We start from the raw sequence: 23,765 nt of genomic DNA on the forward strand, positions 1-23,765 counted from the left end.
CCTGTGCCCCGCCACGAAGATCAGTGGCGGCAAGACGCTGTCCTCCAGCACCCGATCCTCCGCCAACCGCGCCCGGCAGGCACTGAAAATGGCAGCCATGAGCCTGTCGCGCAGCGACTCGGCGCTCGGCGCGTTCTACCGCCGGCTGTGCGCCCGCATGGACAAGCCGCGCGCCAACACCGCGGTGGCTCACAAGCTTGCCCGCATGGTGTACTTCATGCTCACGCGCGGTGAAGCCTTTGTCGACCAGGGGCAGCAGCGCTACGAGGAACAGCAGCGCCAGCGCAGCATCGCAGCCCTCAGGCGACGTGCTTCCGCCCTCGGATTCCAGCTCCAGCCAAACGCGCCGACTCCCTGAAAACCGATCTTTTCCGCTGGGTTTCTTGAGAGTCCAGGGCAAAATCGATCGAACCGTTAATTCCACGCGCAGGGGTTTAGAACTGTAAGTGTAGAAGTTGCTCAAATTTGAACGTCGCGTTCGAAAACAAATACTAGAACCGGTATGTTCTGGAGATAGTGTAGGCCTCGACATACCGCGGCGCGCATACGAGACCGACGTTGCCAGTCTCGAGATACATGCATACCCAACGCAACCGTGTGGAAATCTCACGGTCCAGCGCTGCATTCTAGTTCAAACAGTCTCTGCAAATCACACAAATCAAATTAGTAAATCGCGCAGTTTAATCTTACTATGACGCAGCATCTCAAAAAAATATCGATACGCAGAAAATCATATTTCAAACAGCAGCGGACAATCCCCGTGATTTTTTAAGGCGAGTCAAGGCACGATTAATACGTCCGATCCCCTCGTCGACCTCCGTCGCGCTTATAACAAGCGGCGGCGTTAATATGATTTTGCTGCTTTGAGAAATCGCGCTAAGCAGCCCCTCTTCCTTCATCAACAAATGTAGCTCGCGAGACTCCGAGAAGCATTCAATTTCGAACTTGAGACCAACACATCTGGTATTTCTTACTATAAATGGAAATCTCAATGCCAGTCTCTTTAGTCTTGTCGTTATTCGCCGCGACATCGAACGAACATGGGTCGCAAATGCGCGGTCAGTCATCATCGCGATAGTCGACGATGCATAAGCAATCGATTTAATGGACGCACGCGCTACCGTCCGCTTGGAATCACGACACAATGACACTCCTTGCGCCGCTTCGTTAGTCATGAGGCAGAAGCCGATTTTGAATGGTCCACCGACCTCTCGGCCTGTCACAAGAGCATCGGGGACCACACCCATTGGCTCATATGCGAACACATGCCCTGATCTGCCAATGCCGATGCGTCCTTCGTCAAAGATGAGTTGCAGATTATAGAAATCACAAAGATCACGCAATTCCGAGAGATGCTCGACTGTCAGCTGCGGCCTTTCGAATCCACATTCCATGCAGTCCACGAGTATCGCCGCAGTACCGCAGTTGATTGATTTTTCAAGTATTTCAAACCCTCCATTAACGTGGCGAATTTTTGCGTCAGCATGCCCTGTTCCATTCAACGCAGCGCGTGATAACTTACGTGTGACTCCCGCTCGTTTACCGACTTTACAAGCGCCTTCTGACGGTGAGAATCGGGTTATATGGATATCGCTTGCAGGACTACGCTTGCGAAACAATGCAATTGCGGCGTCAATGGCAAGGTTACGTGCCGATGCCACCCCAGAGCAGATAATTGATTGATCTGCGAACGTTGCCTGACACAATATTCTTGATAACCCGTCTTGTGCATCAACAGCCGCCTGTTCGCCCCTCTCTTCATATACGCATGATGCAGCAATAGCCACAGCGTCCAAGCGTGCATTGTGGTGACCGAAAGCTCCACCTGAGCTCTGAATGTTGAAATCGAGCAGGCTACGACCGTCTGCCGTGTATGCCCAACACCCGTGCCGATATAAGATCACATCACTATCGGCGACGGCGTCTGGAAATAAGACCGACGAGCGTCTATCGTACATAAGAGCCACCTATCTTTATTGAGCGTATGCGTTGCTTAACGCAGTTTTTAAAGGGTGCATCGATTTTAAAAAAAAGATACACGCGTGGTGCTAGCAACTTCTCTTTAGACAGGGACGTTGCGTTCACAAACAGACTCGCGGAAGTTCGTGCACACGCCGTCAAGGCTTTCATCGAAGCTACTTTCCGGAAGGGGAGCGCTTTGACGAAAACTCACGGCTTTCCTCGAAGTTGTGTCAACTTCCAAACGAAATACATCCGGTCTCTCGTAGTGCCCCGCCACATCCAGATCGAACTTTCCACGCTCGCAATCTTCCGGATCGATATCGGCGACAAGAAGACCTCCACAGTCATACATCGGTCCGGCCACCACCTCCCCGAGCGGCGAAATCACCGTACCTCCGCCTGCGATCAACACGGTGTCCGGTTCATCCCCCTGAATGCAGTCGTATTGCTCTGGCGCATGCGCGCGCGTCATAAATTGGCAGACGCTTAAGACAAAACAACGTCCCTCGTACGCAATATGACGCATGGTGGCTTGCCAGATATCTCGGTCGTCAACGGTCGGCGCACACCACAGACGAATGCCCTGCGCGTGCATGGCCATCCGATAGGATGGCATGTAGTTCTCCCAACAGATTGCGGCAGCGAACCGACCGAAAGGAGCGTTGACAGTCCCAATAGTCGATCCATCTCCAAATCCCCAAATGAGTCGCTCGCTCGCCGAGGGCATCAACTTTCGACGCTTATTCAACAATTCACCGTTCGGTCCAAAGTACAAGGCGGTGCAGTAGAGCGTTCGAGCATCTCGCTCGATTACCCCGACAACTAGGTATGCATTCATCGACGCAGCATATCTACCATTTTCACGAACCTCTTCACCTGGAACCTCGATGGCGCCTTGAAAATATCGCAGATAGTCCTCTCGGCCTGCTGAGGTGCGAGATCCAATGCGAGCGCCAAAGTCGAGCCCCTTTGGATACCCTCCGATGTATGCTTCGGGAAACACGAGAAGCTGGACGCCCTCCTCTCGCGCTTTTCGGCACCAATCCCCCTTCAGGCTAAGCGTCGCCTTCGTATTGAAAATCCTTGATCCCACTTGAGCAACAGCGACACGAATCATCAAAAACCTCGCCAGAAATCAAAGGAAATCGAGATGCCACACATCTCATGCTAACGAGCCTTTGTTGCTGGGCGTAAGGTGCAGTTGTTGAAAAAGATATCGAAGCAGGTCAGAAAGTTAAATTTCTGGATACTTTCGCCTTCAACACGCACAGATCTGATCAGAATGGCTGGGTTGTGTAAGGGCATGGCGGCCCAAGGCGGAAAAGCCATGTCTTACAGGAGGACGTTCTGGCGGGAGCATAGTGTTTTCGTCCGGAAGACTGGCTCGTTTCGACAGTTGCGAATCGTTCTGTCGTCAACGGCAGACCGGTCGCTAGCACCACTTCGTTCTCGTCGGTTCGGAAGACGATACGGCGGCCCGCCAGCGGTGCTCGCGTCGAAATTCCGGCCACGCGTGTACGATCGAGACCCATATCCCGGATCGACTTCCGCCAGGCGCAAGCAAGCACTTCTGCATCGACTACGTCAGGTTCAGGTTCTCGTCAACGCGCCGGCAGGTATCGCGCTGAGGTCGCGGCTGTATTGCAATGAGCGAGCCGATCCGCATTCGCGTCGCCCGGGCGGCACGAGTGACAGATGCGGTGCGGACGACCTTCGCATGGGGCAGACGGGGCGCAAGACTAGTTAATAGGTGCAGCTTTGTGCACCTTCAAACGAGCGGTCCAATGCCAATCTTGCGGAAAGCGTCAAGTGACGCTTTGCGCGACTCGGTCCCGCAGGCTCACGCCCCCGGTTTCCCCGAATTGCGTCGAACTCAAACACAGCAGGACATTCGACACTCAGGCGGCGAATGTCCCCCGGTCTGTCGCGCAGTGGTGGAATACGGATACTCGTCACGGCTATCCCACCACCTCATCGTTGAACAGGCCCTTAGTGCCAGCCAGATACAACCAGCCCTCGTCGGCCCAGACATAGGTGAGGTCGCTTACCCAGGCCTGGTTCGGTGCGCTTATCTGAAAATTGCGTTCCAGCAGGTTCGGCGTGACCGGCAGATTGTGTTTTCGAATCGGTGGTGTTCCCGAACTTGCGCTGCGGTAACCTCTTATGCGTAAACATCAGCATCGGCAAGGCGCTTGCCTGCCGCGTCTTTCGCTGCCAGCAATGGCTCGAAGTCAATCGGCCACTCGATGCCCACCGCCGGATCGTTCCAGACAATGCTGCGCTCGTGTTCATGGAACCAGTAATCGGTAGTCTTGTAGAGGAACTGTGCCGATACCGACAACACTACGAACCCGTGCGCGAAGCCAGGCGGCACCCACAACTGCCGATGGTTCTCCACCGATAGCGTGACGCCGACCCACTTGCCGAAATTCGGCGAGCTCTTGCGAATGTCGACAGCAACGTCGAACACTTCACCCTCAACCACGCGCACGAGTTTGCCCTGCGCGTTCTGAATCTGGTAATGCAAGCCGCGCAGCACACCTTTCGCGGAGCGCGAATGGTTGTCCTGCACGAACTCGACGCCGGCCTCGACCCGCTCGGCAAACTCATTCGCATTGAAGCTTTCGAAGAAAAAACCTCGCACGTCGCCGAACACTTCCGGCTCGATGATCTTGACTTCAGGGAGTGCCGTAGCGGTTACTTGGATGGTCATACGACTCGGTCCGTAAGAATGTTTTGTGGATACTGCCCGTAGGCGTTCTTCGCCAGCGGTTTGGCGAGCGTCAGCAATTGCCCCGCGTCGATCCACGCCTGGCGGTAGACAATCTCAGGCGCTCAAACCCCAATCTTATAAAGCCCTGACTATAAGACCGCCAAGAGCAAAAACTAGAGACCTACCCGCCTGACCAATACGCATCGAAAAATCCGATCACCCGAGCGGACCTCAAAGTCTGCCACCCTGACGATCTCGACCTGCACTTCGCCGTGTCTTTCCACTCCGCTCGCTTAAAGAACTCCAGCAAATACCAATCTGCTCCCATCAATTTAGCTGAATCTGGTACTTGATCCCCCGGACCGAAACTCCTACCTTGATTTCTCACCTCACATGGTGCCCTTCCCGCCAAAACTGTCAAAGGCAGAAGTCACGAGCACTTTCTATCTGGGCGACACCGTACCCGACTTCCAACAGGAGACTTCGATTGGCCGCATTCGTTTTCACGAGCGGGCCGGAGACTCCTGGGTCGTTCTCTTCTCTCACCCAGCAGATTTCACACCGGTATGCACGACTGAGCTCGGGCTCACGGGCAAACTGCAACCCGAATTCGAAAAACGCAACGTTCGGGCAATCGCCACCTCCGTAGATGATGTCGAATCGCACAGAACATGGGCAAAAGACATCGAGGAAACGCAGAAAACGGTCGTCGGTTTTCCAATCATCGCCGACAGGGACAAAAGCGTGGCAACGCTGTACGACATGACTCATCCGAACCAGTCGGGAACGGCGACCGTCTGTGCAGTAATCGTCATCGATCCAGCAAAAAAACTTCGGTTGACGGTTGACCGATCCCCCTAGCATCGGACGCAACTTCGATGAAATCGTGCGCGTGATCGATGTGTTACAGCTAAGCGACGCGTACGGCGTCGCGACACCGGGCACCTGGCGGGATGGGGCCGACGTTATCATTCCCCTGAGCTTGCAGGACGAAAACCTTATCCCCGAAAAATTTCCAAAGGGATATCGCGCGGAGCGCCCCTACCTGCGCTTCAACCCCCAACCCGACAAATAGGCCGTCAATGCGGACCGCCCGGGCTTGCTAGAACTCCGCAGACCCGCAGACTGCACGCCAGGTCATGCGGCAGTCTTAACGGCGCCGCTCGCTGCCAAATAGCTAAGTGCGACGGGTTTCCAACAGGTGGCGGGGCCGTCGGTCTCCGCCGGGAGACCCTCTACACTCAGTTCAACCGTGCGGCGCCGTCACGCCAGAGGAGTTACCTCAGTCGCCGGATTGACCAGACCATCGACTTTGAACATCGACTTAATCCCCCGTACAGCCTGACGAATGCGGCTCTCATTCTCGATCAGCGCAAAACGCACATAGCCATCGCCGTAATCGCCGAATCCAATACCAGGTGATACGGACACCTTCGCCTTTTCAAGCAGACGCTTTGCAAATTCAAGCGAGCCCAGCGAACTATAGGGTTCCGGAATGCGTGCCCATATATACATTGAGGCTTTCGGCCGATCGACCAACCATCCGGCTTCGTTAAGCCCTTTGACCAAGACGTTGCGTCTGCTCTCATACTGGGCAGCAATGTCCACGACACATTGCTGGTCGCCTTCAAGCGCAGCGATTGCGGCGACTTGAAGCGGAGTAAACGTACCGTAGTCGTGATAGCTCTTGATGCGTGCAAGCGCATGAACCAGGTCAGCGTTTCCGACCATAAAGCCGATTCTCCAACCCGCCATGTTATAGCTCTTCGATAGCGTGAAAAACTCGACAGCGACATTCTTCGCACCGGGTACCTGCATGATTGAAGGAGCCTTCCAGCCATCGAACACAATGTCCGCGTACGCGAGATCGTGGACAACGAGAATGTCGTGCTTTTGCGCCAGTTCGACAACACGTTCAAAGAAATCCAGTTCGACGCATTGCGCCGTCGGATTAGACGGAAAACCAAGGATCATCATCTTCGGCTTCGGGTAGCTGCCCCGAATCGCCTTTTCAAGCTCAGCGAAGAAATCAACGCCTGGCATCAGCGGCACAGAGCGGATATCTGCACCAGCAATGACCGCACCATAGATGTGAATTGGATAACTTGGGTCAGGTACGAGGACCGTGTCTCCACGATCGAGCGTAGCGAGCATCAGGTGGGCGAGACCTTCCTTCGATCCAATCGTTACGATGGTTTCGCTATCTGGATCGATGTCCACCCCGTATCGCGTTTCGTACCACTGCGAAATTGCCCGACGTAACCTCGGAATGCCTCTGGACGTCGAATAGCCGTGCGTGTCGGACCGTAGAGCTACCTCATTAAGCTTTGCCACGATATGCGCCGGAGTGGCGCCATCGGGATTGCCCATGCTCATATCGATAATGTCCTCACCGCGGCGCCTGGCGGCGAGCTTAAGCTCGGCGGTAATGTTGAAGACGTAAGGGGGAAGTCGGTCAATGCGCGCGAAGTTGCGCTTGCCAGAACGCACAGTCATAAAATTCTCCTTGACGTAAGCGCCCGGATCCGTCCGAGCGACGTTACCGCAAAACACATCGACAGCGCCATTGTGGTGAAACCGTGAACACAGCAACCGACAAACGGCACGGTCGGCTCCGCATATGTAGTGTCACGATGCCCGTGCTCGTTTTAACTATCGGTGAAGCCGGCTTTAACGCCGATCCTCCTTCGCGGACCAGGCCATGTTTCGTAACAACCTGAATGCGGTGAGCCTGCGCGCGGTCGAGCGGCTTGGTGAGCAGCACTTCGTCATTCCGAAAAGAACGGAGAATTGATTCAACGAACTCCTACCTAACGACACGAGGACTACTCATCAAAATACATGACTCGATGAATAACGTGGTAGGTGGAACATGTGCAAACGACCGTCCGACTGCGCAGCGAGTTGCTTAACCGCCTTCGCCTGATGTATCGGCTGGTCGTTTGCGATCAGAAAAATTGGACCGTCTTCAGTAAGGAGTAGTCGAGTCACGAAGTCGACGTATACGTCAACATTCAACGGACCTTCAGCAAACATGAAGCGTACTTCCCTGTGAGAGTTGATCGCCGAAATCAGATTGCCCGTGAAGCGTCCATTCGTTACCCCGACTAGCGACGCTTCTCCCCGCTTTCCGTAGTTCGTCCCACTGCGACAGCCCGACCGGACCATCAACTCATCCACGAACATGATCTGTGCGCCGACGGACCTAGCCTTCTTCACGATTCCGGGGTACTGCTCCTGCATCCATGTCTCGGTCAACTCAGGTTCGCGCTGATAGGCGAGCGCCAGAGGCCCTTGTGAGGAAAGCCCGAGCTTACTGAGCAGCCTAACGACTGAGTTCTTCGATACCCTGATCCCAAAGCGGCGACGGATTAGTTCGCGCACTATGTCACGCGACCACAACGTAGACTCGAATTCCATTTGCATTGGGGTCTTAGTCGTCACAGCTTCGTATACGAAGTTCACACCTTCTGCGGGCAGCTTCATGGGGCGGCCGGGAACCGGCTTGGCGCGCAAAGATTCAATGCCCCCTTTTCGGTACGCGGCTAGCCATTCATAAATGCGCCGCCGGGTGAATCCAAGCGAACGAATGACATTCTCTGGCGACTCTCCCGCCTGAACGCGCATGACTGCGTGGATCCGGATTTGTTCGAGCGCTTCATGCGAAAGCTTACGACCGTCGTCTTCTCTCATTGGGTTTTACAGAATCATTTTTGCCCGGACCGTCATCCGCCCAGATGTCCGCACGCTTATCAATCCCAGAATGGGAACCGACTTATCGCCGCCTCGAATTCGCATCACATCGCCCCTTCTAGGCATTCTCTTCCGTCGACACAACTGGCGTTAGATCTTATTGTTGTCACGGATCGGTTAGAAATTAACGCCACACCCGTCCAGGAGAAATGGACCGCAGCAAGGCGGACGTTTTCGGGTCCATGGCTTCAATATGTGCACGCCTCGGCATAAATACGCGATTTTCAAGTCACTGGAGGAGCCCCGTCACATTGCGCCGGGGCTCCATGCTTGCGTCCTACATGCCGAAAACATCAAGCTTTGCGGTTCGGGTGTGATACCCGGGAACTCACGCACTTATCCCAATGCTTTCGAGGCCGAAGGATGGAGGTAATTCCATAATATTATTCTCTGAACCACAACCTCAGGTATAGAAGCAGATACTGGGTAATCTGGCGCAGCAGATTTAGATAGTCCTGGCAGGCGCGAATCAAATTCCGATCTTCAGATCGCTCTCGAGCGCATCTAGCCTCTCTACCGCAATACGATCAACAACCGAAACTCATGTCGATCATGCAAAGCAGAATCTCCCGGTGCCGGGAAAGCATCAGGCCAAACAGCCACCTTGCGAGTTTTTGTATCGCCCGTAAACGTCAGCCATCTACACTCGTACTTCATCTGGCAAGGCCGTGGGGCCCCCGTCCTCAAGGCGAGGAAGATGTCAAACGGTGGTTGCTTACTAGTCTTGAAAATTCTCTGGAAGTAGCTTGAACTTGCGCTTTCAGAGCACCGAGCATTTCTTTCGGGCGCCCAGCATGCGCGCCCTCAAACGATGTCGTAGCGCTACGCTTGGTCAATGCAGATCAAACGGCTCGGACAGCACTAGCGTGTCGAGGCTTGGTCCTAAAGACACCAGACTATAACTAGAGAACCGTAATCTCTATATATTTACACATACTACGTTTTAATGCGCTCACCAATGACCCATGCGGCTGCTTCGGAGCGATGCGAGTGCATAAGTCGAAGGTCTTCCGACCATTGAACCTCAGGCTATCTTTATACGAGGCAGACTTTGTCTAGAAGCAGATTCGCAGAGAACAACCGCAGCAGTTTGTCACTGCAGGCGACTAAACATCGGATAGCCGTCGCATAGTTCAACGCAAACTCCTGTTTAGTTCCTGCATTCGCGTTTTTTCCGTCAACTGTCCCTATCAGCTCCGCACAGATATGTTTAACATCGGCGCTCAAGTCACGGTTGACGACTCGTCCCCACCGGCAGTTGGTCTGACTGGAGAAAGAAATCATGGTTCGCGTCGCAATTGCTCAAGTCGGCTCCCAAATCTCCGATACCCTTAAAACGCTTGATGACATCGAAGTGTGGTGCGCGCAAGTGCAGAAACAGGACATCGAGTTTCTTGTCTTCCCCGAGGCTTACATCGGTGGCTATCCCAAGGGTCTGGACTTTGGCGCCAGGGTTGGCTCGCGCATCGCAGAAGGACGTGACGAATTCCTGCGCTACTGGCAAAGTGCCGTCGAAATTCCGGGCCCGGAAACCGACCGGATCGGGAGCTTCGCCGAGGCCTTAAAGGCTTATCTGGTCGTCGGCGTTATTGAGCGCCAGGGAGGCACCCTGTTTTGCACTGCCGTGCACTTCAGCCCGGACGGACAGCTACTCGGCAAGCACCGCAAGCTAATGCCCACCGCCAGCGAGCGACTGATCTGCGGATGCGGCGACGAGTCGACAATCCATTTGGCAGGGTCGCCTTATGGACGGTTCGGCGTTGCCATCTGCTGGGAAAACTACATGCCCTCGTTCCGGAGTGCGTCATACGCTCAGGGGATTCGTCGCTGGTGTGCTCCTACAGTGGACGACCGGGATATCTGGAAATCCACCATGCGCCAAATCGCATACGAGGGAGGTTGCTTCGTGCTGAGTGCATGTCAGTACGCAACTCGCGCCAATGTCCCAGATGAGTATGCGTGCATCCAGGGCAACGCCCCAGAAACCGTGCTCATTCAGGGAGGCAGCGTCATCGTGTCGCCGCTGGGCGAGATCCTTGCAGCTCCGCTCCACGATACGGAAGGCTTGCTATTCGCGAACATCGATTCCGACGACTGCGAACGTGGGAAGCTCGACCTTGACGTTGTGGGCCACTATGCACGGCCGCACGTTTTCGACCTCAGGGTAGCTGCCGGCCGCACCGCCGTGACTTTCAATGCTCCCCTCAAGAGTCAGTCCATCTCCGGCATCGACGTGGCGACGAACGGCCACATCTTAACTTAACGATCCTTAATAAATAAAGCAGCACTGGGTGACACATGAATATCTTGGTGCCGTCCGGCACACTGACCTGTCCTATCTTCCTGACACCCTCAACATGACCTCCCAGGCAGCATCCCATCTCTTTCCCTCATATGCCCGTGCGCCGATACAATTCGAACTCGGCCACGGTTGTACGTTGCTTACGCCCAACGGCGACGTCTACCTCGATTTCGGCAGCGGCGTCGCGGTCAATGCATTGGGACACAGTCACCCTCGACTCGTCCAAGCGCTTCAGCGTCAGGCAGAGAAGCTATGGCATGTATCAAACCTCTACACGATCCCTGAACAGGAGATGTTGGCCGACCGACTTTGCGAACTCAGTTTCGCCGATCGCGTTTTCTTCTGTAATTCCGGCGCCGAGGCGATTGAACTATCCATCAAGGCAGCCCGTCGGTACCACCATTGCGGCGGCTCGCCGCAGCGAAACCGGATAATTACGCTCGAAGGCGCTTTCCACGGCAGGACACTGGGTTCGCTGGCGGCCACCGGTCAGGAGAAGTATCTGGAGGGCTTCGAACCGCGTGTCGATGGGTTTGAACAGGTACCCTTCGGCGATCTGCTTGCGATCGAAGAAGCCATCACCGAGCATACTGCCGGCATTCTCGTTGAACCTATCCAAGGAGAAAGCGGCATCCGCCCATTGCCACCCGGCTATCTTCATGCGCTCCGTAATCTCTGCGATTTCTACGGGATTCTGCTGCTGCTCGACGAAGTGCAAACCGGCATCGGTCGTACTGGTAGTCTCTTTGCATACGCTGCCGAAGACGTTACGCCAGATATCCTGGCTGCGGCAAAGGGGCTCGGGGGTGGCTTCCCGATTGGTGCGTGCCTTGCAACTGAAGCCGTCGGGTCCGTCATGCGGCCCGGGACTCATGGATCAACGTTCGGTGGCAACCCACTGGCCATGGCTGTCGCCAGCGAGGTGCTCGATATCATCAGTGCCCCGGCGTTTTTGGAGCGGGTACGAGATGCGTCCCTCAGGCTCATGCTGCGGTTAGACGAACTCGTATCGAAATACCCCACGGTCTTCAGCAAAGTGCGTGGCGCTGGCCTTCTGGTTGGCCTGCAGTGCGTACCTCCCGTCAGAGAAGTTCTCACGATGCTACACGAACACAAACTCCTGTGCGTTCCAGCAGGCAACAACGTGCTTCGACTGTTGCCGCCGTTGACGGTCACTGACGCCGAGATCGACGAGGCAGTACTGCGACTCGATCGCGTCGCCGGACGCCTGTCCGACGCAGTTGCTGCCTGACTCAATCCAACCCGTTTTCCGGAAGTCAGCGTGTTATCAACTCTATCCTCCGAACAGAAATGCAATCTTGCCAAAATCATCGTTCAGCAGGCAGGCGCAAATGCAGATTTCGAAACCTTCTGCGATTGTCTTCTCGGCCTTTGCGAAGACATTCCCGGATTCGAAACCGTTGCACCAGGTGAAGCGCTCACGCGCGACATATGGATGATTTACAGAGACGCAATCACGGCCCGGGGGCGGACGCGCCGCCAAGCATGAACCACCTCAGCTCGTTCCACCACGGCCTTTTTACCTCCCTGTCTACCCACTCGCTCTGGCTCGTCTCCGCTCATGCGCAAGTCCCTCTTTCATAACCGAGGCCTGATGGTGACGGGAAGAGAACGAGTTGATCTTCTCTTTGAAGCGCTGTGCTACAGGCCTCGTCCAGTACGTCTTCGGGACGCCCCCAGGATACTTGACGTGTCCGAGACGACCGTGCGCCGAGACATCGCGGCTAGTAAGGGACTGCTTTTGTGTCTTGGCGGTTATGTCGTCCGTGGCCCTCTGACCTTTAATGCCACGTCAACGACCAACTTGAAGCAAACCGCCGTGTCCGAGACACTCCGCTCGGTAGTTAAGCACCTCGTTGACGGTAAGACGGTCTTCTTGACAGTGGTGAGCCGCTGGCAATGCTGGCCCGTCAGATTCCCGGCGAAACGAGCCTGACCGTTGTCTGCCATTCAATCGATGTGGCGAATGTGCTGCGCCAAAAAACAATCGTACGAATAGTTCTGCTCGGTGGACATTACGCGCACAACTCGGCCACGTTCGTCTCCGACGAAAGTATCGCAATGCTTCGAAACCTAAGAATCAACACCCCGCCATTTTGGATCTGAGATATGCCTCCAACAATAGGTCGAACCCACTGGACACTGATATGATACCCAGCAATCAATTCGCGACGGCGACCAGTCATGAGGAACGGGAAGGCATGCTGCGAATGCTCGCAGCCGTGACGTTCCTCATCTTCTTTCAGGCATATATGGTCGCGCCGATCATACCTGCCCTGGCCCAGACCTTCAGTGCGTCCGTTCAAACCGTCGCCCTGATCGTGCCCGCGTACCTCATCCCATATGGCGTCGCGACACTACTCTATGGCCCTCTGGCCGATCGTTTCGGTATTCGCCGCGTCATTTCTGCATCATTGACTGCATTCACAGTCCTCGCGATGGCGACTGCGACAGCCACGTCCATTGAGCAAATTGCCGTGTGGCGGATACTAACCGGACTTGGCGCCAGCGGCGTCGTCCCACTCGCACTCGTGCTCGTAGGCCGGCTGTTTCCCTATGAACAGCGAGGACGGCCCCTTGGCTGGTTGTTCGGTGCCATGGCAGGGGGCATGGCGGTAGGCTCGCCGCTCGGCGCGATGCTGGTACCCATTTTCGGCTGGCGGGGACTGTTCATCATAGTCGGTGTAGCCGGAGCGGTCGCGCTGGCTTTGCTCCAGCGTTACGGATCACTCATTATCAGAACTGCGTCGCCGGTTGCCAGTACGCCCGGTGAGCTGATATCTGGATATGTCACCCTGCTCAGTACTAACCGCGCACAGCGTACGTACGCATATGTCTTCCTGAACTCGATGTTTCATTCAGGCATGTTTACGTGGCTCGGTGTGTACATCGAACGGCAGTACCACCTTGGACCGACAGGTATCGGACTCGCGATGCTCGGCTATGGTGTTCCCGGCTTTTTGCTCGGCCCTGTTATCGGTCGTGCGGCAGACAGGTGGGGGCGTGCCATTCTCATTCCAGTCGGGCTGTGCCTCGGCGCCACGGCTGCCGCTGCCCTGCTATTGCGCTTGCCGCTTCTTTTGACACCGCTTGCGGCGATGGTGCTCTCGCTTGGTTACGACACCACGCAACCGCTCTTCGCCGGGATCGTGACGTCCCTCGGTGGCAAGCGTCCCGGGCAGGCTATGGGGCTGAATGTGTTTTCGCTCTTCGTCGGCTTTGGCGCCGGCAGTCTCATCTTCGGCGAGATCGTCCGATACAGCTTTACTCGAGCGTTGGGCACCTTCGCCGCGGCTGAACTTCTACTCGCCCTGTTTGCACTGTGGGCGTTTCGCACTGAACGACCGTCCGCGAGAACTCTGTGATCGCCCGAACCGGGTGACCAACGAGAAGCACCTGTTACCGGAACATGCCTGCTGGTCCAGGCGGTCCGCCACACCTGCCATGCTCGTCGTCCGCGTTCTCGCTGCGGCGCACATGCGACGAAACGCCACCGTTATCAGGTGCTGCTATGCGCTTTTCGCCGAGAGCTGCTGCTTTGCAACAGGACAGGCCAGATCAAGAATAGTCGCAGTCGAGTGATGAACGAAACATGATTCAGCTCGGCGCTCCTTTCCACTCTGACCTTGAACGGTCCCTCGGGGTCGTATAGGCAAATCGGGCATCAAATCATGTTCAGCACCGATGTTCTTTCGCTTGCGCGAATCCAGTTCGCATTTACCGTTTCTTTTCACATCATCTTTCCTGCCCTGAGCATCGGGCTTTCGAGCTTCATCGCCGTTCTTGAAGGCCTGTGGCTCAAGACGGGGCGCCAGGTCTACCAGGACCTGTGTCTGTACTGGTCGAAGTTATTTGCCGTCGCATTCGGCATGGGCGTAGTGTCCGGCATTGTCATGAGCTACGAATTCGGTACTAACTGGTCCGGGTTCTCGAGCTTCGCCGGCGGCGTGACCGGGCCACTACTCGATTACGAGGTCATGACCGCCTTCTTTCTCGAAGCGGGCTTCCTCGGCATCATGCTGTTCGGCTGGCATCGCGTCGGCCGGGTAGCCCACTTCCTGGCGACTGCGCTCGTCGCCATCGGGACAAACATTTCGATGTTCTGGATTCTCGCGTCGAACAGCTGGATGCAAACGCCGCAGGGATTCACCATCGTCAACCATCAAGTGGTGCCGGTCGACTGGTGGAAGATCGTCTTCAATCCGTCGTTCCCCTACCGGCTCGCACACATGGGGCTCGCCGCCTTCATCGTCGCCGCCCTGGTCGTTGCGGCCACCGGCGCCTGGCACCTGCTGCGCGGACGACGCGATCCCGCCGTGCGGACGATGTTCTCGATGGCGCTGTGGCTGCTGCTCGCCCTCGCTCCGCTGCAGATGTTTGCCGGAGATGCGCAGGGCCTGAACACCCGGCGTTATCAGCCAGTCAAGATTGCTGCTATCGAAGGTCTGTGGGATACCGAGCAAGGCGGCACGGCACTCAATCTCTTCGGCATTCCAGACATGGCCGCCGAGACAACCCGCTACCGCGTGGCGATTCCCCACCTGGGCAGCCTCATCCTCACGCATAGCTGGAACGGCACAATCGTCGGCATGAAATCCTTTCCTCCGGCGGACCGCCCCAATTCCACGCTGATCTTCTGGACTTTCCGCGTCATGGCCGGGCTCGGTATGCTCATGGCGCTCATGGCAATCGGCGGCTTTGTGTTGCGCCGTCGCGATCGTCTGTTCAACTCGCGGAACTTCCAACGCTTCGTGCTGGTGATGGGACCATCGGGGTTCATTAGTCTGCTCGCGGGCTGGATCACCACCGAAGCCGGTCGTCAGCCATGGGTGGTCTATGGTGTGATGCGGACCTCGCAAGCGCTCTCCCCCATCACCGCACAAGAGGTCGGCGTATCGCTCTTCACCTTCGTCGTGGTCTATTCGCTCGTCTTCGGCACTGGCATCTACTACATGATCAAGCTTGCCTGTGCCGGGCCTGCCTTCTCACCCGAGACCGGCGGCAGCGGAGCCAACATTTCATTGCTCCGCAGCTCAGTCCCTGGCGCCACGCCGGCACGGGCAACCGCGAAGATCACCGTCGAACGCGAGTAAACTTCTTACCGGACCTACGCCATGGATATCACTACCTGCTGGGCAGCAATTATCGCCTTTGGTGTCTGCATGTACATCGTGCTCGACGGCTTCGATTTGGGCATCGGCATCCTCTTTCCCTTCTTTCCTCACGACGATGACCGCAACCGGATGATGAGCAGCGTCGCGCCGGTATGGGACGGCAACGAGACCTGGATGGTACTCGGAGGTGCCTCCCTGTACGCCGTGTTCCCGATGGTCTATTCCGTCGTTCTTTCCGCGCTCTATGTCCCGCTGCTTTTCATGGTGATCTGCCTGATCTTCCGCGGCGTCTCCTTCGAGATCCGTGGAAAAGCCCGTCGGACTCGCCCGCTGTGGGATCTCGCCTTTATCGGTGGGTCTTGCGGCGCAACGTTCTTCCAAGGCGTAGTCCTGGGCACCTGGCTGTCGGGCATCCCGGTTATCAATGGGCAGTTCGCGGGTCACGCATTCGACTGGTTCACACCCTTCAGCCTTTTCACCGGCTTCGCGTTGCTCGTTACCTACGCGCTGCTCGGCTGCTGCTGGCTGATCGCAAAAACCGATCAAGATCTTCAGCGCAAGCTTTACCGCGTTGTACTCCCCCTAACCGCGCTTCAGGTACTCACGATTATCGCGGTCACCCTGTGGACACCGCTTCTCGCACCGATGTTCGCGACCCGCTGGTTCGATTTGCCGGTGCTGCGCTGGCTGGTCCCTGTCCCGGTTCTGGTCGCTCTCTGCACAGGGGGAATGCACCTCGCCGTACGCGCGCGCCACGGCATCACGCCGTTTCTGCTTGCGCTTGGATTCGTCCTGCTCGGCTATGTCGGGCTGCTTGCCACCATCTGGCCCTACGCGATCCTGCCAGGTATCACGATCTGGCAAGCAGCAGCGCCCCATTCAAGCCAGGCCTTCACGCTGATCGGTGCCGTAATAGTCGTGCCAATCATCCTTGCCTATACAACGCTTGGGTATCGGGTTTTCCGCGGCAAGGCGGACCCTGCGGAACTCCACTATCACTAACGGATGTGCGGCCATGCATACGGCATTCACTCGCGGGCTCTGGTTCGTCGGACTCTGGTGCGCCGGCGTGGCTTTCGTCGGAGCAGTAGCACTTGTACTCCATGTACTGGTGCTCGGCCGATGAAGCATCAGAGCAATCACGCGCTATAAGACTCTCTTCCGCGAGCGTCCCTGTACCGCTTCGTACAACGACGCCTCCCGGAAAAAACGGAATATGCAAATGATCAAAGCACTGCAGGACCGGCCCCCCGTGGCGCTCCACACCGGCTTCGTGGCGGCCATGCACACCTGTCCCCTGATCGCCATACTGCGCGGCCTGACACCCGATGACGCCGCGCCGATAGGGAAGGCACTTTACCAGGCAGGTTTTCGCGCTATCGAGGTCCCCCTTAACTCCCCGGAACCTCTCAGGAGCATACGTACGCTGCGTGATACGCTCCCGTCCGAGGTCCTGGTGGGAGCAGGCACGGTACTGTTGCCCAGCCAGGTCAGCGACGTGGCCGATGCGGGCGGAACACTGATCGTTATGCCGCACAGCGACCCGGCAGTCATCCGCGCGGCCAAAGCGACCGGCCTCGCCTGCACACCCGGAGTCGCTACGCCGACCGAAGCATTCGCTGCGTTGTTCAACGGCGCCGACGCTCTTAAACTGTTTCCTGCAGATAGCATCTCGCCCTCGACATTACGCGCCTGGCGCACCGTCATTCCATCGCAGATGCGAATCATGCCTGTCGGCGGAGTCACCCCTGGCAGTGTCGGGGCGTTGATGAAGGCGGGCGCCGGTGGCTTCGGGCTTGGCGGCAGCCTATATCGACCGGGATATCAGGTCGAGCAGGTCAGCGAGAACGCCAACCTGTTCATTACCTGCCTCGAGGATGCCCTCGCGACCATGCCCAATTAACCATCGAACGGTCTAATACCAACCCGCACCCGGCGCGCGCCACGTCAGAATATATTTTGTACTTTTCATATGCGTTCATTTAATTTTTCCGCCGGGCCGGCAACGCTCCCTGAAGAAGTGCTACGTCAGGCAGCGAACGAATTGCTGGACTGGCAAAACAGCGGCATGAGCGTGATGGAAATGAGCCATCGGGGCGCGGAATTCATGTCGATCCACGAAGCCGCGCTCACCGACCTGCGAGAACTCCTGAACGTTCCCCCGTCTCACCGGATCCTGTTCATGCAGGGCGGTGGGATTGGTGCAAACGCGATCATCCCCTTGAATCTCCTGCGCACGGCTCAGTCTGCTGACTATGTCGTGACGGGGACCTGGTCTCGCAGGTCTTTCGAGGAAGCCTTTAAATACTGTACTCCTCGTCTTGTCGCACAGGCGAAGAGCGACGATGGCTACACATATGTGCCCCCTGGCGAGACTTGGAATCTCTCCCCGGATGCAGCATATCTCCATCTCTGTACCAACGAAACCATTGACGGCGTCGAGATGTTCACAATTCCCGACGTGGCCCCGGTCCCCGTCGTAGCGGACGTCTCATCTCACATCCTCTCGCGCCCCATGGATGTTTCTGCGTGTGGGGTGCTTTACGCAGGTGCGCAAAAGAACATCGGTATCGCCGGCGTGACTGTTGTCATAGTTCGCGAGGACCTGCTTGATCGAGCGCTTTCAATCTGCCCATCGGCTTTTGAATGGAGGACGATTGCTGCGAACAACTCGATGTATAACACCCCACCGACCTACGCAATTTATATTGCCGGTTTGGTTTTCAGGTGGCTCAAGCAACAGGGCGGCCTGAGCGCAATCGAAGCAAGAAACATCGAAAAATCGAAACTACTGTACGACGCCATCGATTCAAGCAGTTTCTATATCAATAGGATTGCGCACCCATTCCGCTCGAGAATGAACGTGCCATTCCACTTGGCCGATGAGACCCGCAACGAAGCGTTTCTCAACGGAGCAAAAGCTCGCGGGTTGCTCCAACTGAAGGGGCACAGGGCAGTCGGCGGCATGAGGGCGTCGATCTATAACGCGCTGCCGCTTGACGGGGTCAAAATGCTTGTCCAATACATGAATGACTTCGAGAATGACCAGGCATGGCAGTAGCAGTCTCGCCATCCCGGCGTAGTGTCAACCAACCTCCCAGTATCAGTTCCGAAAATGGAGTTTGAATGAGTCGTTTCTGGAGTGATGTCGTCCACCGGCTGACACCCTACGTACCGGGCGAACAGCCTGCGCACGCACATCCGGTCAAGTTGAACACCAACGAAAACCCTTATCCACCCTCACCGCGCGTAGTCGATGCAATCCAGCGTGAGCTGGATCAGGACGGCGATATGCTGCGCAAATATCCTGATCCGGACTCGCGCGCCCTGCGCCAAACCGTGGCGCGGTATCACGGACTAAACAGCGGACAGGTCTTTGTTGGAAATGGGTCAGACGAGGTGCTAGCGCATGTCTTCCAGGCACTCCTGAAGCACGACAAGCCTGTGCGCTTCCCCGAAATCTCCTACAGCTTTTATCCCGTGTATGCGAGATTGTTCGGCGTCGCGTTTGAAGCGAAACCACTCGATCGTGACTTTACAATCAACATCGACGACTACGGCCCGTCTGGCGGTCCCGTACTTCTGCCCAATCCCAACGCTCCCACGGGTCTTGCACTGCCGCTGACCGACATAACCAGGTTGCTGACGGAAAACCCGGAATTTGTCGTCGTGATTGATGAGGCATATGTTGACTTCGGTGCAGAATCCGCTGTGAGTTTGATCCCGAAGCACCGCAATCTGCTGGTCGTTCAAACAACATCGAAAGCACGCTCTCTGGCTGGGATGCGCGTCGGCTTCGCACTCGGCAATGAAGTACTCATCGATGCCCTCACGAGAGTAAAGGACAGCTTTAACTCTTATCCAGTCGACCGCCTCGCACAGGTCGCAGCGATCGCGGCGTACGACGACGATGCGTGGTTCCGCGCGACCTGCGCCAAAGTGATAAACAGCCGTGAACGCTTGGCACAAGGATTACGCGCACAAGGGTTCGAGGTCACACCCTCCACTGCAAACTTTGTCTTTGCGCGTCACCCCGCGCGTGATGCGACAACGCTAATCGCTTTGCTGAGGTCACAAGGAATATTGGTCCGACATTTCGATCTACCGCGAATCAACCAGCACCTGCGCATCTCGGTCGGGACCGACGATGAATGCGATGCGTTGCTTCGTAGCTTGCGGTCAATTCTGAAGCCGACAAAGTGAAACGAACAGAACAAGCCGGCGCCCCCATACCGGTCTAATGCAAATGAGATGGAGCAGTTCATGACTCAGATGACAAAGCGAAGCGGACTGCAGGTAGCCGCGAACGAAAAGTTATCCGACCCCGAGGGCGTCTGCTCAATTCCTAAATTGGAACGCTACCGTCTCCACGATACGGTTCTGGATCACCTACGCCGATTCATCGTGGAGGGGGTCCTACAGCCGGGCATAAAACTCAATGAGCGAGAGCTCTGTCAGACCTTGGGCATCTCCCGCACCCCCTTGCGCGAAGCGTTGAAAGCGCTCGAGGTAGACGGCTTGCTCGAGATTTCGCCCAATCGCGGCGCCTCCGTACGCAAGATGTCTGAACTTGAACTTCGCGATAACTTCGAACTGATGAGCGGGCTCGAGGGCTTCTCGGGAGAACTCGCGTGCGAGCGCATCACCGAAAGCGAGATCTCGGAGATCCGCGCACTCCATTTCTCCATGCTCGCCTGCCGTGCCCAGAACGACCTGACCGGCTACTACAGCCGCAACCAGGCAGTCCACGACAAGATCAATAGGGCCGCAAGAAACGAGGCTCTAAGAAAAACGTATATTTCAGTTAGCCGTCGCCTACAGGCTGCTCGCTTTCGTTCGAACTTCCAGATTCCCGAATGGGACCACGCCGTCGACGATCACGAAGAGATGCTGAAAGCACTGGGCGCTCGGGACGGCAAACACTTGGGCGCGATACTGCGCCAACACCTACGGGACAAACGCGATGCCGTTCTCCAAGAACTCCATACCAATGTCACAATAAGCGCCTGATCCGTGGTCGCCAGTGCCGGCGCCATCTCACTCCATAAGCTCGTCCGGACGGCACGTTTCGAAAGCGAATCGACCCGCGGCCCACGCCAGCACTCACGGCTGCCCGAAACAAACCGGGAAGGCCATTGGCGCAGGTATCCGAAAGACGATGGAATCCCAAACGACGTTTCAACAACTAGGAGACGAAAACGTTGAACTATACCCCCGAACGCACAGTTCGACAGGAAGAATCCGGTAACGTGCTACTCGCTGCGGGATAGCCGCGGTGGCCTCCGGGGCTACCGCGCCTCATGGCCTAGCGGCTGGAGTCTGGCACCGCCCTGACAAACAGGCGTCGAAGACGCCACCGCCGACCGAAGGCCGGCAACTGTGCGGCGACAATGACTACGTCCGGTCGTGCGATATTTGTCGTGATCGTAGCCACGGTCACCCTGCACGATCGCCGGTTTGGACAGTGGTCGGCCACGCTTGCGACGAATCGAGGGAACGGCGTCGATCAGCAGCAGTTGCGTGAGGTCATGACGGTTGGCGCTGGTCAGGATCAGCGCGAGCGGGATGCCTTGCGCTTCGGTAACGAGGTGATGTTTAGAACCGGGTGGAGCGCGATCGGTGGGATTGGGTCCTGTTTTTGACCTGATCTCACAGCATGAATGGAGGAAGAATCGACGACAACGCGGGACCGGTCGATGCGCTCGGCAGCACGTAGTCTGGTCAGTAGTACTTCGTTCAACCGGTCCCAGACTCCGGCGCGCTGCCAGTCTCGCAGCCGGCGCCAGCAACTCATGCCGGAGCCGCAGCCCATTTCCTGCGGGAGCATCTCCCAGGGAATACCGGACTGCAGCACGAACAGGATGCCAGTCAGCACGGCGCGATCGTCCAATGGTTTGCGCCCGGGGTATCGGGGGCGCCGGGGTTTTGGCGGTGGCAGCAACGGCTGGATCAGTGTCCACAGGTCGTCATCGAGTATCGGTTTAGCCATGTCCTCTTCGCCAACGAAACATGAAGAGGCTAACAGAGCACGGTTCGGGTCAACAGCCCCTTCGGCTCATTTTGTTAGAGTTTCTTTATGGACGAAAGAAAACAATGCCATGGTTGCGTATCTCCGCCGCCGAATCGACGAGTTCGGGATTGACCTGGAAGACTTGGCGCTAACGATAGAGAGTGAGAAACCGGCACGAACGGAAGCACGTTATCGCAATGCGGCGGGAGATATTTGGGACGGCCGAGGCGAAATGCCGCAATGGCTAAAACAGGCGCTAGCGCGCGGGGCAATCCATTCAATATTTCGAGTTGCCTCCTAACGTAGCGCCCGGACCATCGGTAAATGAGCGCATGGACTGGCGAAACGATTCGTTCGCTGAAAGCCCGCTCGCGCGCGCCACCTGCGTCAGTAGTGGATGTTGTTGTAAGCAAGTGGAACCATATTCCGCCGCGCGAAGAGAATACAACTGGCAATCAAATCACTCGGGATTAAATCGGCCAACTTTTGTCATTGCTCCTCGGCAGGACTGAACTCGTTCACGACGGGTGTAATGAGAACCTCGCGACAGCTATTCTTTGGTAAGCGCCTCACTGCGGCCGTTCTCCGGGCAGCGGTGAATGAAGGTAATTTGGTTCCCACCAAATATTTTGGTGGAACCAAAGTGGCCGAGATAGTCGATAGCAGAACCCAAGCTCCCGGTAAGCGCCCGAACTTTCCACGCGAGTTCAAACGACAGCTCGCCGAACAGACCTTCGAGCCCGGCGCGTCCGTATCGCTGGTCGCACGTCGCAACGACATTAACACCAACCTGCTGTTCAGATGGCGTCGCCAATATCTTCAGGGAGCATTTGGGGCTCCGCATCCGGAGCACGCGAGACAGCAACCTGATGGTGACGTTGCGCCGTTACTCCCGGTGAGCGTGGTCGCCGAAACCGAGGCGTCGATGTCCACGCACGAGGCCGTGACGGAGAACACCTGCGAGATCGAATTTGACCGTGCACGCCTGCGGATTCGAGGCAACGTGTCGCCGGATATGCTGCGCTTGCTCATTCGGGAGCTGTCCCGATGATCGGATTGCCGGCGGGCACCCGCATCTGGATCTCAGCTGGCATCACCGACATGCGCTGCGGATTTCAGGGGCTCGCAGCGAAGGTGTAAACTGCACTGGAGGAGAATCCGTTCGGCGGCAATGTCTTCATCTTCCGGGGCCGGCGCGGGAGTCTCGTGACATAGTGCATCCTTGCGTTAGAAGCCGGGCAGTTTGAGTGACTTATCTGCTTCCTGTCGGGCCTTGAAGTGAGGTGGGCGCCGTTCCTTGATAGCCCGTACACCTTCCCTGACGGCTTCGGAATCGAGTGCAGCAACAGGGACCTGCCAGGGCGCCGAGGGCATGAGCTGGGTGGCAGGCAGTATTCCCGGTTCTGTCGCGATAAGGCCATCCTGATGAGCAGACCCGAAATGACAAGGACTGCTCACATAACCATCGAATAAAACTGCTCGGCGGCGGACGGATGGGTCCCATTCTTGGTTTTCATCTGCCCCTTCCTGATCATATGCATTACTTCGATGCCGGACAGGATAATGCGGGCGCAACGAAAATCCTTGAAGCCCAACATCGGTCGGGTGATGCGTTTGATGGCCCGATGGTCCTGCTCGACCACGTTATTCAGGTACTTGACTTGACGAATTGTGATGGGCGTCTCTCGCTCGGCGTTCACTGCCTGCAGCGCAGCCAGATTAGAGCCGCTTTTGTCGATGGTTACCGTCTCGGGTACACCATTTTGACCGATCGACTTTTCAAAGAAGCGCCGCGCTGCCACCTTGTCGCGCTTGGCTCTGAACAGGAAATCGATGGTTTGGCCCGCCTTGTCCACCGCCCGGTAGAGGTACTTCCACTGGCCTTTGACT

At 56.6% G+C, this 23,765-nt stretch carries 18 protein-coding genes and 6 pseudogenes; 15 read left to right on the forward strand and 9 right to left on the reverse strand.

Translation table 11 applies throughout. The features are described 5' to 3' along the window. A pseudogene (locus P0D89_RS41835) lies at positions 1-358 on the forward strand (IS110 family transposase); the annotation flags it as partial. Between the two features lie 379 nt (positions 359-737). Here the strand turns inward: P0D89_RS41835 and P0D89_RS41840 are convergent. The 5 genes and pseudogenes from P0D89_RS41840 to P0D89_RS41860 form a co-directional block, all read right to left on the reverse strand. Next, entirely contained in the window at positions 738-1,958 is a 1,221-nt protein-coding gene (locus tag P0D89_RS41840; protein WP_408366842.1) for an aminotransferase class III-fold pyridoxal phosphate-dependent enzyme, read from the reverse strand. A 104-nt stretch (positions 1,959-2,062) separates the two neighbouring features. Then, positions 2,063-3,079, reverse strand: coding sequence for a carbon-nitrogen hydrolase family protein (locus P0D89_RS41845; protein ID WP_408366844.1), 1,017 nt, complete (start codon positions 3,077-3,079; stop codon positions 2,063-2,065). A gap of 844 nt (positions 3,080-3,923) precedes the next feature. Then, a pseudogene (locus tag P0D89_RS41850) lies at positions 3,924-4,113 on the reverse strand (IS3 family transposase); the annotation flags it as partial. Between the two features lie 10 nt (positions 4,114-4,123). Further along, on the reverse strand, positions 4,124-4,675 hold the full coding sequence (rfbC, locus tag P0D89_RS41855; protein WP_408366846.1) for a dTDP-4-dehydrorhamnose 3,5-epimerase: 552 nt from the start codon (positions 4,673-4,675) through the stop codon (positions 4,124-4,126). Then, positions 4,672-4,791: pseudogene (locus tag P0D89_RS41860) on the reverse strand (glucose-1-phosphate thymidylyltransferase RfbA); the annotation flags it as partial. The pseudogene P0D89_RS41860 and the gene rfbC, both read right to left, overlap by 4 nt. Before the next feature lie 277 nt (positions 4,792-5,068). Between P0D89_RS41860 and P0D89_RS41865 the strand changes: the two are divergent. Continuing rightward, positions 5,069-5,750: pseudogene (locus tag P0D89_RS41865) on the forward strand (peroxiredoxin). A 188-nt stretch (positions 5,751-5,938) separates the two neighbouring features. Here the strand turns inward: P0D89_RS41865 and alaC are convergent. Continuing rightward, positions 5,939-7,171 (reverse strand): alanine transaminase, encoded by a 1,233-nt coding sequence (alaC, locus tag P0D89_RS41870; protein WP_408366848.1) that lies wholly within the window; start codon positions 7,169-7,171, stop codon positions 5,939-5,941. A 336-nt stretch (positions 7,172-7,507) separates the two neighbouring features. Continuing rightward, the gene (locus tag P0D89_RS41875) at positions 7,508-8,368 is read right to left on the reverse strand and encodes an IS630 family transposase (protein WP_408366850.1); all 861 of its coding nucleotides are present in this window, start codon (positions 8,366-8,368) and stop codon (positions 7,508-7,510) included. Between the two features lie 1,342 nt (positions 8,369-9,710). On the opposite strand from P0D89_RS41875, the gene P0D89_RS41880 reads away from it, so the two are divergent. The 11 genes and pseudogenes from P0D89_RS41880 to P0D89_RS41930 all read left to right on the forward strand — a co-directional run bounded on the left by P0D89_RS41880 (position 9,711) and on the right by P0D89_RS41930 (position 20,875). Beyond that, positions 9,711-10,691, forward strand: coding sequence for a nitrilase-related carbon-nitrogen hydrolase (locus P0D89_RS41880; protein WP_408366852.1), 981 nt, complete (start codon positions 9,711-9,713; stop codon positions 10,689-10,691). Between the two features lie 28 nt (positions 10,692-10,719). Further along, positions 10,720-11,982 (forward strand): aspartate aminotransferase family protein, encoded by a 1,263-nt coding sequence (locus tag P0D89_RS41885; protein ID WP_408366854.1) that lies wholly within the window; start codon positions 10,720-10,722, stop codon positions 11,980-11,982. A 30-nt stretch (positions 11,983-12,012) separates the two neighbouring features. Beyond that, on the forward strand, positions 12,013-12,240 hold the full coding sequence (locus tag P0D89_RS41890) for a hypothetical protein (RefSeq protein ID WP_408378474.1): 228 nt from the start codon (positions 12,013-12,015) through the stop codon (positions 12,238-12,240). A 398-nt stretch (positions 12,241-12,638) separates the two neighbouring features. Continuing rightward, positions 12,639-12,857, forward strand: a pseudogene (locus tag P0D89_RS41895) (sugar phosphate isomerase family); the annotation flags it as partial. A 41-nt stretch (positions 12,858-12,898) separates the two neighbouring features. Then, positions 12,899-14,116, forward strand: a complete 1,218-nt coding sequence (locus P0D89_RS41900; protein WP_408366856.1) for an MFS transporter — start codon at positions 12,899-12,901, stop codon at positions 14,114-14,116. A gap of 306 nt (positions 14,117-14,422) precedes the next feature. After that, positions 14,423-15,844, forward strand: a complete 1,422-nt coding sequence (locus P0D89_RS41905) for a cytochrome ubiquinol oxidase subunit I (protein ID WP_408366858.1) — start codon at positions 14,423-14,425, stop codon at positions 15,842-15,844. A 21-nt stretch (positions 15,845-15,865) separates the two neighbouring features. Continuing rightward, positions 15,866-16,867, forward strand: a complete 1,002-nt coding sequence (cydB, locus tag P0D89_RS41910; RefSeq protein ID WP_408366860.1) for a cytochrome d ubiquinol oxidase subunit II — start codon at positions 15,866-15,868, stop codon at positions 16,865-16,867. A gap of 220 nt (positions 16,868-17,087) precedes the next feature. Next, positions 17,088-17,768, forward strand: a complete 681-nt coding sequence (locus tag P0D89_RS41915; RefSeq protein ID WP_408366862.1) for a 2-dehydro-3-deoxy-6-phosphogalactonate aldolase — start codon at positions 17,088-17,090, stop codon at positions 17,766-17,768. Positions 17,769-17,837: 69 nt separating this feature from the next. Further along, on the forward strand, positions 17,838-18,926 hold the full coding sequence (gene serC / locus P0D89_RS41920) for a 3-phosphoserine/phosphohydroxythreonine transaminase (RefSeq protein WP_408366864.1): 1,089 nt from the start codon (positions 17,838-17,840) through the stop codon (positions 18,924-18,926). A 65-nt stretch (positions 18,927-18,991) separates the two neighbouring features. Next, the gene (gene hisC / locus P0D89_RS41925) at positions 18,992-20,068 is read left to right on the forward strand and encodes a histidinol-phosphate transaminase (RefSeq protein WP_408366866.1); all 1,077 of its coding nucleotides are present in this window, start codon (positions 18,992-18,994) and stop codon (positions 20,066-20,068) included. Positions 20,069-20,128: 60 nt separating this feature from the next. Then, complete coding sequence (locus P0D89_RS41930) at positions 20,129-20,875, forward strand: GntR family transcriptional regulator (protein WP_408366868.1); 747 nt, start codon at positions 20,129-20,131, stop codon at positions 20,873-20,875. Positions 20,876-21,273: 398 nt separating this feature from the next. Here the strand turns inward: P0D89_RS41930 and P0D89_RS41935 are convergent. Next, positions 21,274-21,854: pseudogene (locus P0D89_RS41935) on the reverse strand (IS5 family transposase); the annotation flags it as partial. Positions 21,855-21,963: 109 nt separating this feature from the next. On the opposite strand from P0D89_RS41935, the gene P0D89_RS41940 reads away from it, so the two are divergent. Together P0D89_RS41940 and tnpA are read left to right on the forward strand one after the other, a co-directional pair. Continuing rightward, the gene (locus P0D89_RS41940) at positions 21,964-22,176 is read left to right on the forward strand and encodes an H-NS histone family protein (RefSeq protein WP_408366870.1); all 213 of its coding nucleotides are present in this window, start codon (positions 21,964-21,966) and stop codon (positions 22,174-22,176) included. Positions 22,177-22,407: 231 nt separating this feature from the next. Then, the gene (tnpA, locus tag P0D89_RS41945; protein ID WP_408378478.1) at positions 22,408-22,926 is read left to right on the forward strand and encodes an IS66-like element accessory protein TnpA; all 519 of its coding nucleotides are present in this window, start codon (positions 22,408-22,410) and stop codon (positions 22,924-22,926) included. A 403-nt stretch (positions 22,927-23,329) separates the two neighbouring features. Here tnpA and P0D89_RS41950 read toward each other — a convergent pair. Then, the coding region (locus P0D89_RS41950) for an IS6 family transposase (protein ID WP_408378480.1) at positions 23,330-23,765 on the reverse strand (436 nt) is incomplete at its 5' end.

This window comes from Paraburkholderia sp. RL18-085-BIA-A (assembly GCF_046027075.1).
Lineage (GTDB): Bacteria > Pseudomonadota > Gammaproteobacteria > Burkholderiales > Burkholderiaceae > Paraburkholderia.

Excerpts from the sequence above, each read along its gene's own strand:
- P0D89_RS41840 (WP_408366842.1), bottom strand. The coding sequence starts at position 1,958 with ATGTACGATAGACGCTCGTCGGTCTTATTTCCAGACGCCGTCGCCGAT.
- P0D89_RS41845 (WP_408366844.1), bottom strand. The coding sequence starts at position 3,079 with ATGATTCGTGTCGCTGTTGCTCAAGTGGGATCAAGGATTTTCAATACG.
- rfbC (WP_408366846.1), bottom strand. The coding sequence starts at position 4,675 with ATGACCATCCAAGTAACCGCTACGGCACTCCCTGAAGTCAAGATCATC.
- alaC (WP_408366848.1), bottom strand. The coding sequence starts at position 7,171 with ATGACTGTGCGTTCTGGCAAGCGCAACTTCGCGCGCATTGACCGACTT.
- P0D89_RS41875 (WP_408366850.1), bottom strand. The coding sequence starts at position 8,368 with ATGAGAGAAGACGACGGTCGTAAGCTTTCGCATGAAGCGCTCGAACAA.
- P0D89_RS41880 (WP_408366852.1), top strand. The coding sequence starts at position 9,711 with ATGGTTCGCGTCGCAATTGCTCAAGTCGGCTCCCAAATCTCCGATACC.
- P0D89_RS41900 (WP_408366856.1), top strand. The coding sequence starts at position 12,899 with ATGATACCCAGCAATCAATTCGCGACGGCGACCAGTCATGAGGAACGG.
- P0D89_RS41905 (WP_408366858.1), top strand. The coding sequence starts at position 14,423 with ATGTTCAGCACCGATGTTCTTTCGCTTGCGCGAATCCAGTTCGCATTT.
- cydB (WP_408366860.1), top strand. The coding sequence starts at position 15,866 with ATGGATATCACTACCTGCTGGGCAGCAATTATCGCCTTTGGTGTCTGC.
- P0D89_RS41915 (WP_408366862.1), top strand. The coding sequence starts at position 17,088 with ATGATCAAAGCACTGCAGGACCGGCCCCCCGTGGCGCTCCACACCGGC.
- serC (WP_408366864.1), top strand. The coding sequence starts at position 17,838 with ATGCGTTCATTTAATTTTTCCGCCGGGCCGGCAACGCTCCCTGAAGAA.
- hisC (WP_408366866.1), top strand. The coding sequence starts at position 18,992 with ATGAGTCGTTTCTGGAGTGATGTCGTCCACCGGCTGACACCCTACGTA.
- P0D89_RS41930 (WP_408366868.1), top strand. The coding sequence starts at position 20,129 with ATGACTCAGATGACAAAGCGAAGCGGACTGCAGGTAGCCGCGAACGAA.
- P0D89_RS41940 (WP_408366870.1), top strand. The coding sequence starts at position 21,964 with ATGGTTGCGTATCTCCGCCGCCGAATCGACGAGTTCGGGATTGACCTG.
- tnpA (WP_408378478.1), top strand. The coding sequence starts at position 22,408 with ATGAGAACCTCGCGACAGCTATTCTTTGGTAAGCGCCTCACTGCGGCC.